Genomic DNA, 18,093 nt, shown 5'->3' with positions numbered 1-18,093 from the left:
GTGGTCTGCCAAATCGAATGCCCCCGCACCGCGCCCGGACGCCGAAACCCCTGTTCACGGCGGTTTCGGCGCCGCGACTGTGACTCAGACCGCCTCGACCCACACGTTGGACATCGCGTCCCGGTTGATCGTGCGGATGTCGGCGGGCAGGCCCAGTCGGCGCAGGGCGTCGGACAGGCGGGTGTCGTGGGTGAACACGATCAGCTGCCGGTGCCTGCCCACCTCCGCCAGCACCGCGGACAGGCCCTCCACGGTCTCGGTGTCCATCGCCTGGACCGGGTCGTCCAGGACCAGGAAGCCGAAGGGGTTGCCCTCCACCAGGGTGCGCGGCAGGCAGATGGACAGCGCCAGCGCCTGGAACTCGCCCTGGCTCAGGAGCCCGGGCGCGCTGGTCTGGTCGCCGACGCCGTCGACCGACACGTCCACCTCGACCCGGCGCCGGGCGCCCCGGCCGATCAGCCGCATGCCCTGGAGGTCGATGTGGCGTTCCTGGCGCAACCGGTACCAGACCTGCTCGGCCTGCGCCGCGACCGGGCCCAGCCGCTCCTCGCGCAGGATCCTCGCCTGCTCCGACAGCCAGTTCAGCGCGGCCTCGGCCCCGTTGAGGACCTCGCGCGCGGTGAGGGCGTCCTGGGCGTCGTCCAGCCACCCCGAGAGCTGCTCGGCCAGCTCCGACCAGCCGCCGGTCGGGTCCTCCAGCCGCTCGCTCGCGTCCCGGCGGGCGCTCACCGCGGCCGCCCTCAGCCTGCGGCCGACCGCCTCGATGTGCTCGGCCAGCTCGGCCAGGTCCTCGATGTCCGCGCCGGACTCCCACAGCGACCACACCTGGCCCAGCTCGCTCTCCGGCGGCAGCCAGCCCGGCGCCGGGGACATCAGGAAGCGGGCCTGGTCCCTGGCCGCGTCGGCGCGCTCGTAGGCGGCCGAGACGACGGCCGCCTGGGGCTTGAGGGCGCGCAGCTGGGCGTTGGCCCGGCGCACCCAGTCGGCGCCCAGCGGCGCGGAGCACGTGGGGCACTCGGTCTCGGAGGGGTGGCGCTGGTGGTGTTCGAGGGCCTGTTCCAGGAGCCTGACCACCCCGTGCGCGCGGTCGCCCTTGCTGCCCGCGGCCATGGCCAGCTCCATGGACGCGCCCCGCAGCTCGTTGACCACGTCGGACATCAGCGTCCGCTCGGGCACGGCCAGCCGCCGCAGGCGGCGCAGGACCGTGTGCAGCTCGGGGTCGCTGGGCCCGGTGTCGGAGGCGAGCCTGCGCAGGGCGTCCATGTCGAAGTAGGAGGCGGTGAGCAGCTGGACGGCCTGCACGGCCCTGGGGTCGTCGGAGGCCCGGAGCGCGTCGAGCAGGTACCGCAGCTCCCGCGAGGGCCGGTCGCGGCGCTTGGCGAGCCCGTCGCACACCTTGGCCAGGCGCCGCTCGGCCTCCGCCAGGCCGCTGAGCCCGAGCAGGCCGGTGAGCGTGTCGTACAGCTCGGCCGAACGCCCGGTGACCGTGCGGCCGAGTTCGTCGTAGGACAGGAACGGGCGGTAGCGCACGAGGTTGTCGCCCCAGTCCATGGTCCTGAGGGGGGAGACCTCGCCGTCGGGGTGGACGACCTCGCCGCGCGCGGAGCGGACGCTCTCGCCCGTCCACCTGCGGCTGATGCGGGTGGAGCCCTCGTCCCCGGCGACGCGCACGTCCACGGTCGCCTCGGTGCGCTCGTCGTAGTGGAGGTTGCGCCAGCCGTCGCGCCAGCCCGTGGGCATGGAGTCCCACCGGGGGTTGCGGCCGGTGAGGGCCGCCTCCGCGGCCTCGGCGAAGCTGGACTTGCCCGAGCCGTTGCGCCCGACGATCACGGTGAGCCCGGGACCGGCGTCGAAGGTGAGCTCGGCGGGGCGGCCGATGCCCCGGAAGCCCTGGACCCTGATCCCCGTGAGGTAGGTCCGCCGGACCCTGCCCGCGGGCGGCTCGGCGGCGGGTTCCGGCTCGGGGACCCGTTCACCCCTCAGGCGGGCCTCCAGGGCGTCCTCTCCCCACAGGGCCGCGCTGACCCAGGAGCTGACCTCCCGGGGCAGTCCGGAGCGCGCCAGAGCGTCCAGGAGCGCCGTCCCACCCTCGAACGTCTCGGGTACCCGAGTCACTTCGTCACCCCGTTCACGTGTCGTCTCCGCACAAGCAGACTAGGACAGGACGGGAGGAAGCACTCGCCGAACGCCGGTCTCCGCCGCGGGAGGGGCCGACTGGCCTCCTCCCCCGGCGCGGCCCCCCTCACACCCCCACCAGGCGCCTCCTGCTCCCGTCCCACGTGAAGTGCAGGGTGGCGATCCCGGGCACGTTCGGGTCCCGCAGGCACTCGTAGATGTTGAGGCTGGGGACGCTGGCGAAGCAGCCCCACACCCGTTCCGAGGTCAGGACGAAGTCAAGGTCCAGTTCGACCAGCAGGCCCAGCAGGCGTCCGTGCGTGGGCTCGTCGACCTTGGCGAAGGCGTCGTCGAGCAGGATCAGCCTCGGCGCCCACGGCGCCCGGGCCGCCAGGGCGTCGAAGTGCGCGGCGGCGGCCGCGAACAGCACCAGGTAGGCCACCACGCGCTGCTCGCCCTGGCTGAGCGCCGTGCGGTGCCCCAGGCGCCGTTCGTCGCCCGCGCCGTCGGTCACGTACACGGTGAAGGTGAACCAGGACCGGTAGTCCAGGGCCGCGCGCAGCTGCGCGCCCCCCGTGGCGGTGGGGTCCAGGCGGCGGATGGCCTCGATGCAGCGCCGGAGCGCGTCGCGCAGCCGGGTCGTCTGCACGCGGGTCCGCTCCCGGGCCGGGGTGGCCAGGAGCGGCACGACCGCCTCGATGTCCGCGCCCGCGTCGGGGGCGAGCCGCCAGTCCAGGCGCACGCCCAGACCGGCCGAGGTGGTGACGTCCTTGAGGACGTCGTTCATGGTGGCGATGAGGGCCCTGGCCTCCTCGACCTGACGCGCCAGGTGGCCGGCCAGCTCCCCGAGCAGGTGCCGCTCGAAGGCCTCCTCCTCCGCGATCGCGACGCTCTCCTCGGCCCCGGCGACCGCTGCGGCGATCCGTTCGGCGTAGGCGGTGACGTCGTGCGCGCCGTCCTCGTCGTGGACCGTGAGGCGCTTGACGCCCCGGGGTTCGCTCATCTCGGTGCGGACCTGCGTCCAGCCCGCCGAGGCGAGCACCCGGTCCAGGTCCTCGCGGCTGGCCAGGACCGTGCTGTCGTCGACCCGGGGTACGTCCGCCGCGTCGTCGCCCTCCGGGGCGGCCAGGCCCTCCTCCATCCCGATGACGAAGGCCTCCAGCAGGGCGAGGCGTGCGTCGGGCCCGGGGGGAGCGGTCTCGGCGCGTGCGGCCAGGTAGGCGGCCAGGGGCGCGTCGTCCTCGGCGCACGCGCCCAGTCCCGCGGCGCGCAGCAGCACGGCGTCGGGGGCCTCGGCTCCGGACGCGTCGGTCCAGGTGAGCGAGGAGACCAGGCCGTCCCCGGCCGCGAGCGCGCGGCTCACCTGCTCGGCGCGCTCGCGCGTGGCCGCGGCCAGGCGCGCCTCGGCGCTGACCCGTTCGTCCCGGGCGCGCTGGGCGTCGCGTTCGAGTTCGGGCAGCCGCTGGGCGGCCTCCTCGGCCCTGGCCCCGACCTGCTCGCGGGCGGCGTCGAGCTGTTCTTCGGCCACGCCCCGCGCCCGGTCGCCGAGCTCGATCTGGCGGCGGACGGTGATCATGTCGTCGATCGCCGCGGCGCGGGCGTCCTCGGCCAGCACCCGGTCGGCCCGGACGGCCCGCCAGGCGGCGACGTGGTGCTCGTGGTCGGCGAGCTCCCAGGCCAGGACGTCCAGGTCGCGCAGCGCGGAGGCGATGAGTACGCGCAGGTGGTCCAGGGCGCGCAGGGCGCTGTCCAGGTCGGCGCGCGCGGTGGGCAGGTCCTTCTCCCCCTCCGCGGGTCCGCCCTCCCCGGTGCCCTCCACCACGGAGGAGCGGCGCAGCCCCTCGCGGATGTCGAGCAGTTCGGCCCGGCAGTCCTCGGCCGCGTCGCGGGCCACGTCGTGGGCGCGGCGCGCGGCGGCCACGTCGTCCCGGGCGGTCTCCAGGACGGCCCAGGCGCGGATCAGGGGGGCGGCGTCGGGCAGGTCTCGGGAGACCTCCAGGAGTTCGGCGTAGGAGTGCTCGACGGCCCAGCGGCGCTCGCCCGCCTCGGCGAGCAGCGCCTCGGCGATCGCCATGCGCCTGTCGGTGTTGGCGGTGGTGCGGTCGCGGGCGCGTTTGCGGGCGGCCTCGCCGATGTACTCGGGTTCGCTCTTGTAGTGGGCGCCGGAGGCCACGCCCAGGCGCCAGCCGCCGGACAGGGACATGGCGCTGGAGAGGGCGACGGCTCCTGGGCTGTCCTTGCGGTGGCGGGGTTCGGCCTCGGCGTCCTCGGGGTCGCGGACCCGCTCCGCCTCGGAGTCCAGGGCGATGGAGGAGAGCAGGGCGCGCAGGGTGTCGGGGTCGACGCCGCGGCCGGTGGTGGGACCGGCGGCCGGGACGAGCACGTCGAGCAGCGTCCGGCCGCGGACGGGGCGCGAGAGCGCGGGGACCGGCACCGGGGAGACCATGAGGTCGCGCGTGGTCGGGTCGTGCAGGGCGCCGTCGGCGCGGACCCAGCCCGCCAGCAGTCCGCTGGCCTCCAGGGCGGCCTCCAGACCGGCCTGCTCGCGCGTGCTGAGCCCGTCCGCGAAGTCGACGGCCAGGTAGAGCGGGACGCCGTCCCCCTCGGGGCGCGGGTAGGTGGCCCATCCGGGGCGCTCGGGGGCGTGCTCGGCGTTCTTGGTGCGCCGGTCCGCCAGTTCGGCGAGTTCGCCGGAGAGCTGGCCCTCCTCCCCGACGGCCACGTCACGGCGTGCGCGCAGTTCCTCCAGGAGGGGGTCCACGGCGGCGTGCGCCAGGCGGGCCACCCTGCCGGGGACCGCGGGGTCCAGGACGCGCAGGGCGTCGTCGATGGGCAGTTCGACGCTGCCCTCCAGCTCGTGGATGGCCCCGCCCAGGGCGTGCGCGTGGCTGGAGTCGCGCAGCCGGGCGGACCAGGCGCGGACGCCCTCGGCGTAGGCGGCGCTCTGGCGCCGTACGAGGGCGATGGCGTCCTGCTCGCGCTGGTGGGCGCGTTCGAGCACGGCGTCGGCGGACTCGGCCTCGCTGGTCAGCGCGACGAGGCGGCGGTCGGCGGCGGCCTCGGCGGCGGTGAGCCCGGTCAGGCGGGCGGCCAGGTCGGCGCGGTCGGCGGCGCGGTCGGCGGCTCCGGTGAGGCGGTCGTGGAGGCGGCCCAGGCGTTCGCGCAGGGCGTCCAGGTCCACGCCCTCGACGGGTTCGCGCTCGACGGCCTGTTCCAGTCCCCGCAGGTCGACCCGGGTGGTGCTCTCGCGGGGGGCGTGGACGGTGGCGACCGGGTCGGGGACGGTGCCGAGGACGCCGGGGTCGATGCCCGCCGCGGAGGCGGCGCGCGCGGCCTCGGCGTGGGTCTGGCGCAGGACGTCGAGCGCGCGCTCGATCGTGGCGGTGTCCTCGCCGATGCGCTCGACGGTGTGGCGTTCGACCCGTTCGGCGTGCTCGGCGGCCACCCAGGCGGCCTCGGCCGCGCGGATGTAGGCGCCCACGGCGGCGTCGTAGGCGCGGCGCTCGCCGTCCGTGGCCGTGGCGGCGCCGCCCTGGGCCGCGGCGAGGGTCATGTCGTCGGACCGGGCGGTGTCGCGGGTGCGGCGAGCCTGGTCGCGTTCCTCGGAGACCTGGCTCTCCGCCGTGATGAGGTCGTCGAGTTCGGCGCGCAGCCGCTCGGTCTCCTCGGTGCGGTCCGCGGCGGCGTCGATCTGCTCGCGCACCTCGGCGGCCCGGGCGCGCAGGGTGTGGACGAGGTAGCCCCGGTAGTCCTCCAGGAACGCGGTGACGCCCGCCCCGGCCTCGGTGAGGGCGTCCTTGTCCGAGCGGGCCCGCTCCAGGTCGGCGATGTTGCGGGCGACCTCGTCCAGGACGGTCTCGTCCATGGGCGGCAGCGCCTCGGACAGGACGCCGACGAGTTCCCCGGCCTCCAGGCGGTCGCCGATGGTGGGGCGGCGCAGCCGGTAGAGCAGGTGGATGAGGTTGCGGTAGCGGACGGAGTCGTCGATGCCGAACAGGTCGTGCATCACGCGGGCCCGGTAGGGGACGGGGCTGGTGAAGCAGTTGTCGGCGCCGATCTCCGAGCGGAGGCGGTCGACGGGCTTGGGGCGGCCGTCGGTGACGAGTTCGAGGTCGTGGCCGACCCGGCGGTCGGTGACGAAGAACACGCACCGCGGGTCGGAGTCGCCGACCGCCATGACGGCGGCGCCCAGGGTCAGGTGGCTGGGCGGGGCGTCGGGGTCTCGGGGCTCGGGTTCCCGCGCCGCCGCGTCGGACCCGGCGGCGGCGCTGGCCGCCGCGCTGGCGGCGAGGAGGGCGGAGGCGCTGCTCGCACCGGTACCGGCGAGCAGCGCGGAGGCCCCCCGGCCGTTGCCGGAGCGGGCGGCGGCGTCGAGTCCGCGGTCGCCGCGCTCGGTGGTGAACTCCACCCACAGGTAACCGAGCCGGGTGGCGGGGCCGGACTCCTCCTCCGCGGGGTCGCCGGAGGCGTCGGCGCCGTGCGGGGCGTCCTCGGACGCGTCCTCCGCGCCGGGGCCGCCGAGCAGGTCGGGACCGTCATCCTCGGCACCGTGGAGGCGGCCGGGCCGCGTGTCCTCGGCCATGAGCCAGCGCAGGCTGGTGCGGTTGGTGCCCGTGGTGTCCAGGCGGCGCACGTCGCCGTCGAGCAGGAACGGGAGCAGCATCTCCAGCGCCTTGGACTTGCCCGCGCCGTTGCGGCCGCGCAGCAGCAGCCGCCCCTCGGCGAAGTCCAGGACGTGGTCGTCGTACTGCCAGACGTTGCGGATGCCCGCACGTTCGAGCCGGTAGCGGGGGACGCCGCCGGAGGCGCCGGTACCGGCGGAATCAGCCGGACCCGTCGCCGCCGCCGCTTCCGGGGCCTGGCTGGTCTCCTGAGTCACCACTGGTCGCGCTCACCTTCTCGTTCGCCACCGCTTGCAGCACGGACGCCACCCGGCTCAGGTCGCCGCGGGGGTCGGCGGGAGCGTCGGGTTCGCCCTCGTCGTCGCCGGGGGCACGCACCGGGTCGGGATGTGTCCGGCTGTCTTCGTCATTGTCCTGGATCGGGGGGACACGGATGTCCGTTTCGGCCCCGTAGCGGGCGGCCGCGGCGGTGAGCCGCCACCGTCCGGGGGCGCCCCGCAGCAGTCCGAGGTCGGCCAGCAGGACCAGGACCCGCTCGCGGAGCCGTCCGGGGTCGGGGATCTCGGGTCCCGCGGTGCGGGCCCACTCGGCCCGCGCGGGCGCGTCCGCGCCGCAGAGGGCCTCCAGCGCGGTGTTCATCTCCTCCTCCGGGACCGGGGCGGAGGTGGCGGGGCGGCCGGGGTGCAGGCGGCCGGAGAGGTGGCGGACCAGGGCCAGGGCGACCTGTCCGACGGGGTCGTCGGAGGGGAAGGCGGGGCGGGCGCCCGCCTCGTCGGGCATCACGAGGGCGACGCCCTCGGCGCGGACCTCGGTGTCGCAGCCCAGGAGGTTGCCGAGCGCCGCTGCGGCCCGCCACTGGTGCGCGGCGAGGCGGTCGCGCTGGCGGTCGGGGAGCTCCTCGCGGTAGACGACGGCGGTCTCTGCGAGGAGCCTGCGCAGGGCGGTCTCGCCCTGGTGGTCGCCGTCGGGGTCGGTGTCGCGTGCGGCGGCGAGGAAGGAGTCGGGGTCGTCGGAGGCGCGGGGCAGGTGGACGGCGACCGAGCGCAGGACCTGCGTGTGCGGGATCAGCTCCGCGTCGGCGGAGGGGTCCTCACGGTGGTCGGCGATGGTGCCGAAGTCCTCGGTGAGGGCGCCGAGCGAGACCAGGTGGAGCAGGGCGGCGCAGAAGGCGCGGCGCTCGGCGAGGCCGCGCTCGGGGTCGGCGTCGACCCCGGCCTCGTGCGCGGCGGAGCGGACCCGCGCGGCCAGGCCGCGGACGGTGGTGGGGCCTTGCTCCTCGACCAGGACGGCCAGGGACAGCGCCAGGTAGGTGTGCGTGCGCGGGGTGAAGGGGGCGCCGGTCCCGCGCGCGAGGGGGCGCGCGACCTCGGTGACGAGACCGCGTTTGACCAGCCGGGCGTGGTCCTCGGCGACGGTCAGGCGGTAGCCGAGCACGCGTTGGAAGCGCTGGACGAGCCACTCGGTGTGGGAGCGCACGAGGGCGAACTCGGCGGGGTGGGTGCGCTCGGTGAGCAGGGGATGGGCCAGGAGGGCGCGGGCCGCGGCCTGGCGTTCGCCGATGAGCGCGGCGTCCTCGCTGTAGGTGTCCGTCTCCATCACTCCCACGATGGCTTCTCGGGCGGGTTCGCGGACAGGTCGTCCGGACCGGGGGCTCGCGGGTCCGGTCCAGGGAGGTTACCCGTGGGTTCGGTGTCCTCGGGGCGGGGCGCCGCGTCGGGGGCCGGGGAGGGTTCCGGGGTCGCGGAGGGGACCGGGATCCCCAGGATGTCCGCGTAGGACGGGGCGGCGGGCGTCCCGGGGATCTCCGGGGCGGGCGGGGCGTCGGAGTGCGCGGAGTACGGCGGGACCGTCGGGGGCTGGGGGAAGAGGGGTTCCGTCGACGCGGCCGGGGTCTGGGGGGTACGGGGTGCGGCCGGGGACGGTGCGGCCTCCGGGTCCTCGGAGGCGGCCGGGGCGAAGGGGTTGCGGGGAGCGAACGGCGCGGACGGGGTGCCCGGGCTGGCCGAGCGGCCCGAGGCAGTCGGGAGCCGAGGGTCGAAAGGGGCCGCTGGGGTCTCGGGGTTCTTCGTGTCTGTCGGGGCGGAGGAAGCCGTTGGAGCCTCAGTGCCAGCAGGGGCTTGCGGGCCCGTCGAACGGTCCGCGACGGCAGAGTGCGGAGAGTCGGCGGGGGCCAGCGGATCGTCTGGGGTCTGCGCACTCTCAGGTGCGCCAGGGACCCGCGGATCGAACGGGGGCAAGGAGCCGCCGGGCACGGACGTGCCTGCCGGAGCCTCAGGGTCCTCGGGAGCCGTCGGAACGGAGGCGAGCACCGATGCCTCGGGGTCAGCGGGGGCGTCCGGGCTTACGGAGGCGGCGGGGGCGGCGGGGGCCGGCGGGTCCTCGGACGGCTCTTCGGACGGGTCGGAGAGGTCCTCGTCGGTCCCGGGGCCGAGCGGGTCCACGGGGGTCCGGGAATCGGCGGAGGCCTCCTCCCCCTCCGGGGCAGCGTCCCCTCCCTCCGGGGCACCGGCCGCGAGGGGGTCCGCCCCGTCCTCCTCCGGCTCCTCCGGGAGCGGGTCGAGGACACCGGGGCTGTGCTGCTCGTAGGGGGTCACCAGCAGGCGCAGCCCCTCCAGGGTCAGCTCCCCGCCCTCGCCCCGGATGGTGACGTCGGCGCCCGGCGCGGCGACGACGTGCAGGCGCAGCGCGAACTCCAGGTCCCCGGCGGAGGTGGGGCGCCTGCTGGCGTCGCCGGATCCCAGGGCCGCGGTGAGGAGTTCCATCAGGACCTCCATCCCGGCGCCGGACAGGTCCAGGCGGGCACGGCGGCCCGTGGGCTCGGTCAGCAGGGAGCGGATCTGCGCGGCACCGGCGCGGCGCCAGTGGGCGGAGGACTCGGCGGCGTCGCGCAGGCGCGCCTGCTGGGCGCGGTGGTCGCTCACCGGCTCGGGCGGTCGGGCGCCCGGGTGCTCGGTGACGGTGCTGCGGTCGGCGTCGGCCTGCCACCAGCTGGTGGTCGCGGCGACACCCTCGTCCACCCTCCCCTCCAGGTGGAGCGCCGGATGGAGGGCGTACGAGGCGGCGGCGAGGGCGTCGGCGCGGTCCGGGTCGGCCTCCTCGAACCAGGCGGCCAGGCGCAGCAGCGAGGCGCGGCCGTGCCGTGGCGTCGGCCGCCCGTCGGCGCCGCGTCCGTCGTCCGCGTGGTTGTCCGTCCACTGGTTGAGTCCCACAACTCAGCAGACTAGAGACCTCGCGGGCGCGCCACGCCCGTTTCGGCCCCCTCCGGTCCCGGGAAGAGGGCCGCGTCACCCGTTTTGATCAGGAGTTATGTACTTTTGAGGAACTTTGGCATGATTCTGCGGAGGGAGGCGAAGGTCACCTCCGCCGGACGCGGCGGCGTGCCCCCGGCAGCCGGTCCGGATCACTCGGACTCCGGCAGCGCCAGGGTTCCGCCGTCGACCTCCTCCAGCGTCCCGATCATCTCCTCGGACATCTCCTCGCCGTAGTCGGTGATCGTGTACGTGGAGAAGTACATGGTGCCGTCGACGTCCACCGGGTCGCCCAGCTCGACCTCGACCTCGTAGGGATCGTCCTGGCACCCCTCCTGCATGCACCAGGTCCCCTTGACCCCTCCCTCGCCGCGCGCCACCTCGTCCGCCCACGTGCCCCACTCCATGTCGGTGAAGGTGGTGAACTCCGTGGCCACGTACTCGGTGGGGGTCTGGTCGTCGAACCCGTTCTCGTCGCCGTACCGGTTGAGGACGAAGGTCCCGCTGCTCTGGTTGGCGTCCTCCTCCGGAGTGGGCTGCGTCTCCCGCGGGCTGGCCTGCTCCTGCGGGCCGGCGGTCTCCCCCTGCGGGCTCTGCTCCGCCTCCGGAGCACTCGTGGCCTCGGGCGGGTCGGGCACGCTCAACTGCTCGCCGCAGCCGGTGGCGGCCAACAGCAGTACCGCTCCCGTCAGGACCGTGCGCCTCATCTGACGTCTCCCCCCACGTCGGTTCCCTCGGATGTCCTACCTGCGACAAGGCCCTCCGGCAGGCTGCCGGAGGGCCTCGACGAACCACTCGCGTCTTCCGTCACTGCGGGATCGGGGACCCCGCCACCCGGAGGTGGCTAGTACCCGTCGCCCCCGTCTTCACCCTCGTCCTTGTGACCCTCCGGGGCGCCACTGTCGTGGTCCTCGGAGCCGTCGTGCTGGACGTTGGTGGTGGCGGGACCGTTGATGCAGTCACCCGTCGTCTGTGGCGACAGGATGGGCACGGTCACGCCGGCCAGGCCGACGGACAGCTGGGCGTTGCAGATCTGGACCGGAACCAACTGGAGGTTCTGGTTGAACTGCTGGCCGCCGCCGTGCGAGCTGGCGAACACGGGTGAGGCGGCGAGCATTGCGCCCAGGGCGACACCGGCGATGGCGGTGGCCGCCGTGAACTTGCGCAGCATGCCGGGTCTCCTAGTCGATGTTGGTGCTGACCGGGCCGTTGGTGCAGTCGCCGGTGGTGTCGGGCGACAGGATCGGCGCGGTGACCCCGACGAGGAGGCCCACGGTCAGGTCCGTGTTGCACAGCTGCACCGGAACCAGCTGGAGGTTCTGGTTGTACTGCTGGTCGCCGCCGTGCGAACCGTGCGACTCACCCGCGGAGGCGGGCGTGGCGGCCAGGATGGCGCCCAGGGCGACACCGGCGATGGCGGTGGCGGTGGTGAACTTGCGCAGCATGCCGGGTCTCCTAGTCGATGTTGGTGCTGACGGGGCCGTTGGTGCAGTCGCCGGTGGTGTCGGGCGACAGGATCGGGATGGTGACCGCGACCAGGCCGACGGTGGCGTCGGTGTTGCACAGCTGGACCGGGATGGCCTGCAGGTTCTGGTTGTACTGCTGGTCGCCGCCGTGCGAACCGCTGGCGGAGGCCGGGGAACCGGCGAGGACGACACCGAAAGCGGCACCAGCGACGAGGCCGACAACTCCGAGCTTACGCAGCATTGAATTACCCTTCGAGAAAGTTTGAGATAGCGTTTCTTGCGGACGGATTGCCGGAACTAGCTGATGTTGGTGCCGACGGGGCCGTTGGTGCAGTCGCCCGTGGTCTGCGGCGACAGGACCGGCACGGTCACGGCGACCAGGCCGACGCTGGCCTGCAGGTTGCAGGACTGGATCGGAACCAGCTGGAGGTTCTGGTTGAACTGCTGGTCACCACCGTGCGAACCACTGGCGTGAGCCGGGGCTCCCATGAGGAGCGCGCCCATCGCGGCACCGGCGACCAGGCCAGCAACGGCCATCTTCTTGAACATGACTTCCCCCGAGAATCGGTTACGAGGTATTGACAGAAAAAGACTCAGGCGCTTGTTGCACCTGTGTCGCGGTGGACTGGGGCAATCATCATCCGGCCCCCAGTTTTTGTCAACGCCGAAACTCGCGAAGCATTTTGTCCAGATTGTCTCGACCATTCTTTTCGCGCTGACCGCGAATGGCCACATTGGCTTTCTTTCCACTCGACCCACCCAAAGGGCCGACGCCGTGCCAAGACGGATCCGGACCGGCGAAGCGGACACACCATCCGCTATCAGCACAGCAGGGACGGGGTCGGCGCGCCAGCCCTCCAAGGACAACAGCGAAACCGCAGGTCAGACCTCATTCGAGCACGTGACCGGCCCTCGGCTCCACCGAAGGGAGAGCGGACATTCGCGTTATCCGCCCGTGTCCCGACCGCGATGAATCCGCGACCGGCCGAATCCGGAAAACAGCGCCGCGCGGGGTCCGGAACGCCCTCCGACCCACCAGGGGGCGAGGGGGATGTGACCCGCGTCTCCCCCACTGCGGGGCGTCACACCCGCGCCGGAGCGGAGGCGCGCCAGGGCCGCCGCGCGGGGACCCCGGGCCGCCTCGGTCGGCCCCGGGGACGACGGCCAGCGCGGGCGGCCGCGACAGGCCCGGGACGGGCGCGGGGCGGGCGCGGACCGCGCGGACGCCCGGGAGCGCCGTCTGGGAGCGTTCCGCAGCTGTTCCACGGACACCCGTGAACAGCCGTGGACGACCGGGAACGCGAGAAGGCCCCGGTGTCCAGCGTTCGTGCTGGTCACCGGGGCCTTCTCCCCGTGTGGCAGGTCAAGGATTCGAACCTTGGAAGGCAAAGCCGACGGATTTACAGTCCGCTCCCATTGGCCGCTCGGGCAACCTGCCTGGGCTGCGGCGACGTGTTCGTCGCGGCGCATCACCGAGAATAGCGGATGATCCGCCCGAACCTGAAATCGGTTGTCCGGGCGCGCCCCGACCGGGCACGTCGGGCGCCCGACCAGCGCGCGGCTAAGCTCTGAGGACCGTCCGCGCGGGATCCGGCGCGGACCGACGAGAACCCACGCGGGCGTCCACGGGCGCCCGCGACCCATGAAGACCTAGCGGGGTGTGAGCGAACGTGGCCGCCGAATCCAGTTTCGACGTCGTGTCCAAACTCGACCGTCAGGAGGTCGACAACGCGCTGAACCAGACCGCCAAGGAGCTGGCCCAGCGGTTCGACTTCAAGGGCACCGGGACCACCATCGCCTGGCAGGGCGAGGACGGGATCGAGGTCAGGGGCAACTCCGAGGAGCGGGTCAACGCCGCCCTGGACGTCTTCAAGGAGAAGCTGGTCAAGCGCAAGCTCTCCCTGAAGATCCTGGACCCCGCCGACGAGCCCCGGCTCTCGGGCAAGGAGTACCGCCTTCCCGTCGGCCTCAAGGAGGGCATCACCTCCGAGGACGCCAAGAAGATCTCCAAGCTGATCCGCGACGAGGGCCCCAAGGGCGTCAAGGCCCAGATCCAGGGCGACGAGCTGCGCGTCAGCTCCAAGAAGAAGGACGACCTCCAGAACGTCCAGAACCTCATCAAGGAGAAGGACTTCGACCTGGCGCTCCAGTTCGTCAACTACCGCTAGCGGTGGCGGACCGGCAGGCGTAGCCGGCGGCGAGGGCACGACGGCCGCCCGTCCCCGAGGGGGAGGGCGGCCGTCGCCGTTCCACCGCACCGGCGTGGTCGGGCCGCCTCGGCGGAGCCGCCCCGCGGGTCCGCCGGCACCGCCTCAGCGGCCCAGGTCCCAGCTGCGGCGCAGCTCCCGTAGGCGCCGGACGCGCTCCGCCGTCGGCGGGTGCGCGGCGAACAGGCGGCCCACGCCGCTCGGGAACGGGTTGGTGGTCATCAGGTGCGCCGAGGCCAGCAGGCTGCGCTCCCGGGGCAGCGGGTACCGGCGCGCGCCCACCTCCAGCTTGCGCAGGGCGTCGGCCAGCGCCAGCGGGTCGCCGGTCAGCCGCGCGGCCTGCTCGTCGGCCCGGAACTCGCGCTGTCTCCCCACCCCGCAGTAGACGACCATGGCCGCGAGCGGCGCCAGCAGGACCGTCATCAGGCCGCCCAGGAGGGTGGGCATGTCGCTCTCCTCGGAGTCCCCCAGCGGGACCAGGAGGGCGATGGCGGTCGTCGCCGTGATCACCGCGGTCAGGGTGGCGGCCACCGAGCTGATCAGCGTGTCGTTGGCGCGGATGTGCGCCAGCTCGTGGGCGATCACGCCGCGCAGCTCGCGCTCGTCCAGCGTGCGCAGCAGCCCCGTGGTGCAGCACAGGGAGGCGCGGCGCGGGCTGCTGCCGGTGGCGAAGGCGTTGGGCGAGCGCACCGGCGACAAATAGAGCCGGGGCATCGGCTGCCGGGCGGCCGTGGCCAGCTCGCGGACGATCCGGTACAGCTCGGGGCGCTCGATCTCGCTCACCGGCCGCGCGCGCATCGCGCGCAACGCCAGGGACTCCCCGAAGAGGTAGACCAGGACGCCGGCGCACAGCACCAGGGCCACGGAGAACTGGGCGCCCTTCTCCGCTCCGCACAGCCAGCCGACCAGGACGACGAGCACCGCGGCGCCGACGAACAGACCGGCCGCGCGGGCCGCGCTGACGTACACGCCACCACCTCCTCGCTCAGCCGACGATGAATGCGTACATGGTGGCAAACGTGCGGGTCGCCGCTCCGCGTTCCCGTTACGGGACCAACGTCCGAGGCATCACTGATCTCCCTCTCATCTGCCACCTCCCCCGCACCACCCGCACCTTCGTCCACAGCCGCACCCCTCCGGATCCCCTCCGTGTGAGAATGGCCACCCGCGCGCGGTCCCGGCACACCCGACGTCTTATAGTGCGAACGTGGCCCTCATCACTGCGTGTACCAGGCCGTCGGGACTCCAGCCCCTCGGTCCGGTGCGCGGGCGGCCGTGTCGTTGAAGGCTGGCCCCTTCACGGCCCGGCCGTCGCGGCGCGGCCGCACCGCGCGAGACCGGGTTGGCGCATCCGGCGCTCGCGAGGGCCGCGAACGCTGTCCCCACGTCCCCGAACCAGGCACCCGGCCCGCGACGGTGCGGTCCGGTCGGGGGCGACACCCGAGCGCCGCCGCCCGTCACGACCGGCGGCTCACCAAGGAGGTCGTCGATCTCAGTGGCCAAACAGATCGAACAGCTCGACCGCGTCATCATCCGCTTCGCCGGGGACTCCGGCGACGGCATGCAGCTGACCGGTGACCGCTTCACGCAGGAGACGGCGTCGTTCGGCAACGACCTGTCCACCCTGCCGAACTTCCCCGCCGAGATCCGCGCTCCCGCCGGAACCCTGCCCGGGGTGTCCAGCTTCCAGCTGCACTTCGCCGACCACGACATCATGACCCCGGGGGACGCCCCGGACGTGCTGGTCGCGATGAACCCCGCGGCCCTCAAGGCCAACCTGGGCGACCTGCCCCGGGGCGCCACCGTGATCGTCAACACCGACGAGTTCACCAAGCGCAGCCTGGCCAAGGTCGGGTACACGGCCGACCCGCTGACGGACGGGACGCTGGACGCGTTCAAGGTGAGCGCGGTGCCGCTGACGTCCATGACGGTGGAGGCGCTGTCCGGCGCCGACATCTCCAAGAAGGACGCGCAGCGGGCCAAGAACATGTTCGCCCTGGGCCTGCTGTCGTGGATGTACAACCGCCCGACGGAGGGGACGACCTCGTTCCTGAAGTCGAAGTTCGCCGCCAAGCCCGACATCCTGGCCGCGAACCTGACCGCGTTCCAGGCGGGGTGGAACTTCGGCGAGACCACCGAGGACTTCGCGGTCTCCTACGAGATCAAGCCCGCGCGGCTCCCGGCGGGCACCTACCGCAACATCACCGGCAACCTGGCCACCGCCTACGGGCTGATCGCCGGGTCCGAGCGGTCGGGGCTGCCCCTGTTCCTGGGCTCGTACCCGATCACCCCGGCCTCGGACATCCTGCACGAGCTGTCCCGGCACAAGCGGTTCGGTGTGCGCACGTTCCAGGCCGAGGACGAGATCTCCGGTGTGGGCGCCGCCCTGGGCGCGGCCTTCGGCGGCTCCCTGGGCGTGACCACCACCTCGGGTCCGGGCATGGTGCTCAAGCAGGAGACGGTGGGGTTGGCGGTGATGACCGAGCTGCCGCTGGTCATCGTGGACGTGCAGCGGGCCGGTCCGAGCACCGGCATGCCCACCAAGACCGAGCAGACCGACCTGCTCATGGCCCTGTACGGGCGCAACGGCGAGTCGCCGGTGCCCGTGGTGGCGCCCGCCTCCCCCGCGGACTGCTTCGACGCCGCGCTGGAGGCCGTGCGGATCGCGGTGCGCTACCGCACGCCGGTGGTGGTGCTCTCCGACGGGTACCTGGCCAACGGTTCGGAGCCGTGGCGGCTGCCGGAGGTCTCGGAGCTGCCGCGGATCGACCCGGCCTTCGCGACCGGGCCCAACGGGCCGGGCGGGACCTTCCTGCCCTACCTGCGCGACGAGGAGACGCTGGCCCGCCCGTGGGCGGTGCCGGGCACGGCGGGGCTGGAGCACCGGATCGGCGGTATCGAGAAGCACGCGCAGAGCGGCGACATCTCGTACACGCCCGCCAACCACGACCTGATGGTGCGCACGCGCCAGGCCAAGATCGACGCGATCGCCCGCGACATCCCCGAGCTGGCGGTGGACGACCCCGGCGGGGAGGCGGACGTGCTGGTCCTGGGCTGGGGCGGCACGTACGGGTCGATCACCGCGGCGGTGCGCCGCGTGCGCCGCGCGGGCGGCCGGGTGGCGCAGGCGCACCTGCGCCACCTCAACCCGTTCCCGGCCAACCTCGGAACGGTCCTCCACCGGTACGAGCGGGTGGTGGTCCCCGAGATCAACCTGGGCCAGCTGTCCCTGCTGCTGCGCGGCAGGTACCTGGTCGACGTCATCGGCTACAACAAGGTCCGCGGCCTGCCCTTCAAGGCCGAGGAGCTCGCGGGCGTGCTTCAGGAGGTCATCGACCGTGACTGAGAACGTGACGGGTACCGGCGCGAACGGCCACGTCCACGGGGTCCCGGAGGCCCTGGGCGGGCTGCGCCTGGTGCCCAGGACCGACACCGCGTACAAGATGAAGGACTTCAAGTCCGACCAGGAGGTGCGCTGGTGCCCGGGCTGCGGCGACTACGCGATCCTGGCCGCCTTCCAGTCCTTCCTGCCCGAGCTGGGCGTGCCGCGCGAGAACGTGGTGATGGTGTCGGGTATCGGCTGCTCCTCCCGATTCCCGTACTACCTGAGCACGTACGGCATGCACTCGATCCACGGGCGCGCCCCGGCGATCGCGACCGGGCTGGCCACCAGCCGCCCGGACCTGTCGGTGTGGGTGGTGACCGGTGACGGCGACGGGTTGTCCATCGGCGGCAACCACCTCGTCCACGCGCTGCGCCGCAACGTCAACATCAACATCCTGTTGTTCAACAACCGGATCTACGGGCTGACCAAGGGTCAGTACTCCCCCACCTCCGAGCCGGGCAAGATCACCAAGTCCTCGCCGGTGGGGTCGCTGGACCACCCGTTCAACCCGCTGTCGCTGGCGCTGGGCGCGGAGGCCACGTTCGTGGCCCGCACGATCGACTCCGACCGCAAGCACCTCACGTCGGTGCTGCGGGCGGCGGCCGACCACCCCGGCGCGTCGTTCGTGGAGATCTACCAGAACTGCCCGATCTTCAACGACGACGCGTTCGAGCCGCTGAAGGACCCGGCGGCGCGGGACGTCCGGCTGCTGCGCCTGGAGCACGGCGAGCCGCTGCGGCTGGGCCCGGACCGGGGCGTGGTCGCCGGGGAGTTCGGCGGCTTGGAGGTCGTGGACGTGGACTCGGTGGGAGAGGACCGGCTGCTGCGGCACGACGCGCACCGGGAGGACCCGGGGTACGCGTTCGCGCTGTCGCGCCTGGACCAGCCCGCGTTCGAGCACGTGCCGATCGGGGTGCTGCGGGACGTGCGCCGCCCGGCCTACGACGAGCTGGTGAACGAGCAGGTGGCCGACGCGCGGGCCGAGCGCGGCGCCGGCGAGCTGGCCGCCCTTCTGGCCAGCGGGGACACCTGGAGGGTGGAGTAGGGCCG

Annotated in this window: 13 protein-coding genes and 1 tRNA gene; 3 read left to right on the top strand and 11 right to left on the bottom strand. The window is 73.6% G+C overall.

The genetic code is table 11. The features are described from left to right. Nucleotides 1-84: 84 nt before the first annotated feature. From NDAS_RS25215 to NDAS_RS25170, 10 genes are all read right to left on the bottom strand, one after another. Nucleotides 85-2,115, bottom strand: coding sequence for an ATP-binding protein (locus tag NDAS_RS25215; protein ID WP_013156088.1), 2,031 nt, complete (start codon nucleotides 2,113-2,115; stop codon nucleotides 85-87). Between the two features lie 127 nt (nucleotides 2,116-2,242). Beyond that, a complete protein-coding gene (locus tag NDAS_RS25210; protein WP_013156087.1) occupies nucleotides 2,243-6,997 on the bottom strand; it encodes a TIGR02680 family protein in 4,755 nt (1,584 codons plus the stop codon). Beyond that, nucleotides 6,939-8,333, bottom strand: a complete 1,395-nt coding sequence (locus NDAS_RS25205) for a TIGR02678 family protein (protein WP_013156086.1) — start codon at nucleotides 8,331-8,333, stop codon at nucleotides 6,939-6,941. Before NDAS_RS25205 ends, NDAS_RS25210 begins: the two co-directional genes overlap by 59 nt. Then, nucleotides 8,333-9,946: a DUF2397 family protein gene (locus tag NDAS_RS29610; RefSeq protein WP_013156085.1), complete on the bottom strand. Its 1,614-nt coding sequence runs from the start codon at nucleotides 9,944-9,946 to the stop codon at nucleotides 8,333-8,335. Before NDAS_RS29610 ends, NDAS_RS25205 begins: the two co-directional genes overlap by 1 nt. A gap of 191 nt (nucleotides 9,947-10,137) precedes the next feature. Continuing rightward, nucleotides 10,138-10,692, bottom strand: a complete 555-nt coding sequence (locus NDAS_RS25195; RefSeq protein ID WP_013156084.1) for a hypothetical protein — start codon at nucleotides 10,690-10,692, stop codon at nucleotides 10,138-10,140. Nucleotides 10,693-10,829: 137 nt separating this feature from the next. After that, entirely contained in the window at nucleotides 10,830-11,156 is a 327-nt protein-coding gene (locus NDAS_RS25190; protein WP_013156083.1) for a hypothetical protein, read from the bottom strand. A 10-nt stretch (nucleotides 11,157-11,166) separates the two neighbouring features. Beyond that, nucleotides 11,167-11,430: a hypothetical protein gene (locus tag NDAS_RS25185; protein WP_013156082.1), complete on the bottom strand. Its 264-nt coding sequence runs from the start codon at nucleotides 11,428-11,430 to the stop codon at nucleotides 11,167-11,169. A 10-nt stretch (nucleotides 11,431-11,440) separates the two neighbouring features. After that, nucleotides 11,441-11,692 (bottom strand): hypothetical protein, encoded by a 252-nt coding sequence (locus NDAS_RS25180; RefSeq protein ID WP_013156081.1) that lies wholly within the window; start codon nucleotides 11,690-11,692, stop codon nucleotides 11,441-11,443. A 56-nt stretch (nucleotides 11,693-11,748) separates the two neighbouring features. Beyond that, nucleotides 11,749-12,000, bottom strand: a complete 252-nt coding sequence (locus NDAS_RS25175) for a hypothetical protein (protein ID WP_013156080.1) — start codon at nucleotides 11,998-12,000, stop codon at nucleotides 11,749-11,751. An 807-nt stretch (nucleotides 12,001-12,807) separates the two neighbouring features. Then, nucleotides 12,808-12,889, bottom strand: a tRNA-Tyr gene (locus NDAS_RS25170). Between the two features lie 232 nt (nucleotides 12,890-13,121). Between NDAS_RS25170 and NDAS_RS25165 the strand changes: the two genes are divergently transcribed. Then, nucleotides 13,122-13,619, top strand: coding sequence for a YajQ family cyclic di-GMP-binding protein (locus NDAS_RS25165; protein ID WP_013156079.1), 498 nt, complete (start codon nucleotides 13,122-13,124; stop codon nucleotides 13,617-13,619). A gap of 144 nt (nucleotides 13,620-13,763) precedes the next feature. Here NDAS_RS25165 and NDAS_RS25160 read toward each other — a convergent pair whose 3' ends face one another. After that, complete coding sequence (locus NDAS_RS25160) at nucleotides 13,764-14,627, bottom strand: M48 family metalloprotease (RefSeq protein WP_013156078.1); 864 nt, start codon at nucleotides 14,625-14,627, stop codon at nucleotides 13,764-13,766. Nucleotides 14,628-15,153: 526 nt separating this feature from the next. Between NDAS_RS25160 and NDAS_RS25155 the strand changes: the two genes are divergently transcribed. After that, a complete protein-coding gene (locus tag NDAS_RS25155; protein ID WP_013156077.1) occupies nucleotides 15,154-17,004 on the top strand; it encodes a 2-oxoacid:acceptor oxidoreductase subunit alpha in 1,851 nt (616 codons plus the stop codon). Continuing rightward, a complete protein-coding gene (locus NDAS_RS25150; protein ID WP_013156076.1) occupies nucleotides 16,997-18,088 on the top strand; it encodes a 2-oxoacid:ferredoxin oxidoreductase subunit beta in 1,092 nt (363 codons plus the stop codon). Before NDAS_RS25155 ends, NDAS_RS25150 begins: the two co-directional genes overlap by 8 nt. The last annotated feature ends 5 nt before the right edge of the window (nucleotides 18,089-18,093 follow it).

Source organism: Nocardiopsis dassonvillei subsp. dassonvillei DSM 43111 (genome assembly GCF_000092985.1).
GTDB classification, from domain to species: domain Bacteria; phylum Actinomycetota; class Actinomycetes; order Streptosporangiales; family Streptosporangiaceae; genus Nocardiopsis; species Nocardiopsis dassonvillei.
This window is presented reverse-complemented; position numbering and strand designations above follow the sequence as displayed.

Coding starts and splice junctions, on each gene's coding strand:
- NDAS_RS25205 (WP_013156086.1), bottom strand. CDS start 8,333: ATGGAGACGGACACCTACAGCGAGGACGCCGCGCTCATCGGCGAACGC.
- NDAS_RS25195 (WP_013156084.1), bottom strand. CDS start 10,692: ATGAGGCGCACGGTCCTGACGGGAGCGGTACTGCTGTTGGCCGCCACC.
- NDAS_RS25190 (WP_013156083.1), bottom strand. CDS start 11,156: ATGCTGCGCAAGTTCACGGCGGCCACCGCCATCGCCGGTGTCGCCCTG.
- NDAS_RS25185 (WP_013156082.1), bottom strand. CDS start 11,430: ATGCTGCGCAAGTTCACCACCGCCACCGCCATCGCCGGTGTCGCCCTG.
- NDAS_RS25180 (WP_013156081.1), bottom strand. CDS start 11,692: ATGCTGCGTAAGCTCGGAGTTGTCGGCCTCGTCGCTGGTGCCGCTTTC.
- NDAS_RS25175 (WP_013156080.1), bottom strand. CDS start 12,000: ATGTTCAAGAAGATGGCCGTTGCTGGCCTGGTCGCCGGTGCCGCGATG.